Genomic DNA, 5,406 nt, shown 5'->3' with positions numbered 1-5,406 from the left:
GGGTCGGTCGGCGAGCACGCGGGGCCGCGGTGCAACGGCGGTGCCCGCACATCCGCGCCCACGCTCCCCCGCTCCCGCGGCGCCCGCACGTCGCCTCCCGCGGAAGCGCGCTTCCCACCTGCGGCGCCGGAGCGCCACGCGCTCGGCACGCGATCGCCGCGCCCGCGCCCGCGCCGGGATGGCCCGGCGCCCCGCGCGTGTTCAGACGGGCTGACCCCCTCGACACGCCGACCTGCGGCGCGCGCCCCCGGGCGCACGGAGACGCCACATGCGCTCGATCACCCGCCTGCTCCTCGCGCTCGCCGCGCTGCCCTCGGCGGCGCTCGCCGCGAGCGTCACGCGCGGCCCCTTCCTCCAGCAGACCGGCCCGTCCTCCGCGCTGGTGGTGGTGGACACCGACGCCGCCGCGGCGGTGGAGGCCGTCGCGGACCTCCCGGGCGGCGGCACGGCGCGCGCCGCGAGCGACGGCACGCACCACCTGCTCCGCCTCGAGGGGCTGCCCGCGGCGAGCGCGATCCCGTACCGGCTCACGGTGGACGGCGCCGAGCGGCCGGGCGGCACGCTCCACACGCCGGGCCGGCCGGACACCGCCGCCGGCCGCGCCGCGATCCTCGCGGTCGTCGGCGACTACGGCACCGGCGATCCCGCCGAGCTGAACCACATCGCGCGCATCCGGGAGGAGGGCGCGCAGGCGATCCTCACCGTGGGCGACAACGCCTACCCGGACGCCACCGCCGCCGACTTCCTCTCCAAGCTGTTCCGCCCGATGGCGGCGCTCCTCGCGGACGTGACGATGTGGCCGGCGCCCGGCGACCACGAGTACCGGCAGCCCTGGGCGCAGCCGTACCTCGACGCCTTCGAGCTGCCGGAGGGGCCGCAGGGTGAGCGCTACTACGCGTTCGACTGGGGCGACGTGCACGTGGCGGCGCTGGACTCGAACTGCATCGTCCCGATGGACGCGGCGACCGCCGGCTGCGACGCGAAGACGATGGTCGGCTGGCTCACCGCCGACCTCGCGGCCACCCGCGCCCCGTGGAAGATCGTCCTCATCCACCGGCCCGTGGTCGCGACCGGCAAGTACGGCGTGTACCCGCAGATCCCGGCGGCGCTGCTCGGGGTGCTGGAGGGAGCCGGGGTGGACCTGGTGCTCCAGGGCCACAACCACCTCTACGAGCGGAGCTGGCCGACGCGGCAGGGGCAGCCGGTGCAGAAGGACTACGACCACCCCGCCGCGCCGGTGTACGTCACGAGCGGCGGCGCGGGCGGCTGGCTGTACGACTTCGTGCTCCCCGCCGAGCCCTGGACCGCCTACCGCGAGAAGATCGATCAGCACCTCCGCCTCACGCTCGACGGCGGCACGCTGAAGGTGGACTCGATCCGCGGCGACGGCGTGGTCCACGACACCTTCACGATCGTGAAGGACGTCCCGGCGCTGCCCGCGCAGCCGCCGGGCGGGGACGACGGCACGGGCGGCACCCCCGGCGCGCCGCCGCCGAACGGCGCGGTGGCGGTCGGCTGCCAGGCCGCCGCCGGCTCGGGCTGGGCGCTGCTCGCGCCGCTGGCGGTGGTTGCCGCCGCCGCGCTGCGCCGCCGCCGCCGCTAGGCCGCCCGCACGCACCCCCGGCGCCCGCCCGCGCGTCCGGCGACGGCGGGCAGGCACGGTGGGTGATCACCCGCGCGCCCGCTTCCCGGCGCGTCGCCCGCTGCGCTGCATGTGGTCATGCGACGCACGTTCGCGGCCGCCCGCCTGCTGATCCCGATCCTGCTGCTCGCCTGCACCGGGGGCGCGCCCCTCCCCGACGGCTCGCTCGGCGGCCAGCCGGGCGGCGGCCCGGGCCCGGGCGGCGGGGGCGGGGGCGGTGGCGGTGGCGGTGGCAACGGCGGGGTCGTGAACCCGGACGCGCCGCTCGGCGCGCCGGCGTGGCCTCCGCTGCAGACGAGCGTCGAGCCCTACGCGCTCGCGTTCGACGACGCGACCGCGGCCATCGTCTACACGATGTGGAGCAAGGAGTACGCGCCGGGCCGGTTCCACTACCACGGCGCCTGGTGGGACGTGACGCTCCGGCAGCGCGGCGACGGCTCGCGCGAGCACCCCAAGCACAGCTGGAAGGTCCGCCGCCCCAAGGACGCGCCGCTCGACGGCGAGCGCACGCGCAACCTGCTCGCCGAGTGGCCCGACGGCGGGTACCTGTCCGATCCGTTCTCCTACGCGCTCATGATGGGCGCCGGCGTGCCCACGCCGCGGGCCCGGTTCGTGACGCTCGACGTGAACGGCGAGCACCAGGGCGTGTACGTCGAGGTCGAGGAGCCGGACGAGAAGCACTTCCTCCTGGAGAACGGCATCGACCCGAACGCGAACGTCTACCGCTGCGGGCTGCGCGACTGCGAGCTGAAGCTCACCCCGCCCGCCCACTACCAGGGGCCGTGGGAGAAGAAGACGAACTCGAGCGAGCCCTCCGACGACCTCGACGCGTTCCTGGTCGGGCTGAGCCGGACGCCCGAGGGCGAGATCGAGGCGTGGCTGGAGCGGCACGTGGACCTGCCCCGGTTCTTCCGCTTCTACGCGGTGGGCATCCTCATCAGCCTCTCCGGCATCGACGACTCCGGCAGCTACCTCGTGCACGACCGCGTGCGCGACAGGTGGCTGTGGGTCCCGTGGGATCTCAACAACGCGAAGCTGGTGTTCTGGCGCGACAACGCGGTGGAGTGGGGCGTGCCGTTCCGCTACGCCATCCCGTTCTACACGCTGTACGACGCGGGCACCCTCGGCGTCGCGGCGGGCAAGGAGGCGCGCTACGGCGGCGCGCACCCGCCGTTCGTGGTGCTGTTCCAGCGCATCTGGGACCGGCCGGCGCTGCGGAACCGCATCCTCGACGAGGTGGAGGCGATGCTCGACGGCCCGTTCGCCGAGGCCGAGACGTCGCCGCGCATCGAGGGGCTTCACGCGCTCATCGCCGGGCTGCTCCCGGCGGATCCCTGGGTGGACCCGGCGCACGCGGACGCGTCGGTGCAGGTGCTGAAGGACTACGTCCGGCGCCGGACCGGGTTCCTGCGCGAGCAGATCGCGCTCGAGCGCCACCGCGGTGAGGGCGGCCTGGTCGTGAACGCCGTCGCGCCGGACGCGATCGAGCTCTACAACCGCGAGGACACGCCGCGCGACCTGGGCGGCCTCGCCATCACCGGCGACCTCCGCCAGCGGCTCGCGACGCCGCTGCCCGCCGGCACGGTGGTGCCGCCGCACGGGACGCTGCGGCTCCCGTTCCCGGTGGCGGCCGAGGGCGGCGAGGTGGGGATCTTCGACGTCGCCACGCAGCTGCCGGTGGACGCGGTCTACTACGGGCCGCCCGGCGGGCGGACCTACGCGCGCACGCCGGACGGCGCGGAGACCTGGGGCTGGCGGTGAGGGGGGAGCCGGGGCGGGCGCGCGGCGAGGACCGCGCGCGCCCGCCGCGGGATCAGAACGTGTAGCGGACCGTCGGGTAGACCGCGAACCCGCTCGCCTTCGCCTTCGTCGCGTAGACGTAGTCGGCGGCGAGGCCCACCGAGAAGTGGCGCAGGCGCGTGAAGTACTCGATGCCGGGGCCGCCCTGCACCACGACGTCGTTCGTGCTGAACAGGCCCTCGGGCCAGCTCTTCGCGTAGCCGCCGCGGCCGTGCACGTACAGGAAGAAGCGCTCCCAGTCGTTGCGGTCGGTCCAGCCGAGCAGCGCCACGCGCGCGTCGAGGCCGCCCGCGAACAGGCTGAACGCGCCGTAGTTCGAGCTGCCCTTCTGGTTGCCGCCCTGGCCGTAGATGGCGAGCGAGAGCCGGTTGCCGAAGTCCATGCCCAGCGTGAGCCCGACCATCAGGCCGCCGGCCGAGCCGCCCGCCTTGCCGGCGTACGGGTACTTCGCCGGGTCCTCGGTGGGCGTGTCGGTGAAGGCCATGTAGCCGGCCTCCATGCCGACGAAGAGGCCGCGCTCGACGTCGCGGAAGCGGGCGGCGCGCGGGTCCTCCTGCAGCCGGGGCGCGGACTCCTGTGCGCCGGCGAGGAGCGGCGCGGTGAGCGCCAGGATGGCGAGGATGTTCTTCACGGAGATGTCCCTCCTATTCGCCGCCGGCGGACCGGAGGATCCAGGGATAGGTGATGACGGCGATGCCGCCGCCCTTGGGCTTGGGGAACTGCCAGCTGGTGATGCGGCTCATCATGCAGTCGTGGACCTTGGCGTCCTCGAGCGTGGTCGCGCCGGAGTCCACCTGCGGGCTGGTGGCGCTGCCGTCCGCCTGGATGATCCACTTGATCGACACCTTGCCCGCGAGGCGCGGGTTGATGGCGAGCTGCTGCTCGTAGCAGTAGCGGATCTGCGCGGCGTGGTCCTGGATGACCTTGCGGACCAGCTCCTTGTCGATGGAGCCCATCACCTGCGCGGCGCCGGTGCCGATGCTGATGTCGCGGTCGCCCTTCTTGCCGAGGCCGCCGACGCCGGTGCCGTAGGTGCCGAGCCCGCCGCCGCGGCCCTTGGTGCCGACCGCGCCGATGCCGATGGTCTCGCCGGAGCCGCCGCCGCCCGAGCCGGAGCCGCGGATGCCCAGGCCGCCCAGGCCCTGCGCGTCCCCGACCACCGGGCCGAACATGTTGCCGACCGCGCCCTTCAGGTCGCCGCCCAGGCCGCCGGAGCCGAACACGGTGGAGAGGCCGCCGCCGCCGCGCCCGAGCGCGCCGAGCAGGCCGGTGCTCTTCACGATGTCCTTGGCGTTCGGGTCGATGGCGCGCGGCGCGGACCGGGCGTTCGACTTGGGCGCGTCCCGCTTGCCCATCTTGCCCTCGTCGCCCTTGTGCTTCTCGGCCATCTCGCCCGGATCGTCCTTCTGCGTGCCGCCGGCGAGCTTCTCCGGCTTCTTCGGCTTCGCCTCGGGCGGCTTGATGATGAACTTCGCCATCCGCGAGGGGTTCTTGAACAGGTCGTCGGCGAGGACGTCGGTGTCGTACGGGAAGTTGTTGGCCGCGACGATGAACCCGGACTGGATGAAGAACAGCACCAGGAACAGGTTGAGCAGCCGGTAGTTGATGCGGTCCCAGAACGGCACCGGCTTCACCGGCTCCGGCTTCTTCGGGCGCGCCTCGATGGCGAGGCGGCTGCCGACCTCGGCGCGGACCGCGCCGGCGCGCGGCACCGGGATCCAGTAGGCGCCCTTCACCTTCTCGTCGCTGGCGGCCTTGCGCGACTTCACCAGCTCGCCGAAGGCGGTGCGCTGCCCCCGCTCGTCCACCACCCCGGTCATCCCGGAGCCGAACGCGAACTTGTAGTCGCCGTCCTCGAAGCGGAGCATCGGGAACTCGGCGAGCGGCAGCCCCTCGACGCGCAGGCTGCACTTCTCGCCGTCGCCCACCAGCACCGGCTGCTTCGGCCGAACGAAGGTGGCGGC

At 74.2% G+C, this 5,406-nt stretch carries 4 protein-coding genes; 2 read left to right on the top strand and 2 right to left on the bottom strand.

Going from position 1 to position 5,406, the window contains the following annotated elements:
- The first annotated feature begins 268 nt into the window (after nucleotides 1-268).
- Both PSR1_RS21455 and PSR1_RS21450 read left to right on the top strand, forming a co-directional pair.
- Nucleotides 269-1,603 carry a metallophosphoesterase gene (locus tag PSR1_RS21455; protein WP_059439399.1) on the top strand — a complete coding sequence of 445 codons (1,335 nt, stop codon included), beginning with the start codon at nucleotides 269-271 and terminating at the stop codon, nucleotides 1,601-1,603.
- A gap of 117 nt (nucleotides 1,604-1,720) precedes the next feature.
- Nucleotides 1,721-3,403: a CotH kinase family protein gene (locus PSR1_RS21450; RefSeq protein ID WP_059439398.1), complete on the top strand. Its 1,683-nt coding sequence runs from the start codon at nucleotides 1,721-1,723 to the stop codon at nucleotides 3,401-3,403.
- A gap of 52 nt (nucleotides 3,404-3,455) precedes the next feature.
- Here PSR1_RS21450 and cglE read toward each other — a convergent pair whose 3' ends face one another.
- Together cglE and PSR1_RS21440 are read right to left on the bottom strand one after the other, a co-directional pair.
- Nucleotides 3,456-4,073 carry an adventurous gliding motility protein CglE gene (gene cglE / locus PSR1_RS21445; protein ID WP_059439397.1) on the bottom strand — a complete coding sequence of 206 codons (618 nt, stop codon included), beginning with the start codon at nucleotides 4,071-4,073 and terminating at the stop codon, nucleotides 3,456-3,458.
- Between the two features lie 13 nt (nucleotides 4,074-4,086).
- Nucleotides 4,087-5,406 (bottom strand): AgmX/PglI C-terminal domain-containing protein (locus tag PSR1_RS21440; protein WP_059439396.1); only part of this gene is annotated, 1,320 nt, incomplete at its 5' end.

The organism is Anaeromyxobacter sp. PSR-1 (assembly GCF_000964525.1).
Classification (GTDB): Bacteria; Myxococcota; Myxococcia; order Myxococcales; family Anaeromyxobacteraceae; genus Anaeromyxobacter.
The sequence above is the reverse complement of the archived record's forward strand: the minus strand, read 5'-3'. Positions and strand labels throughout refer to the sequence as shown.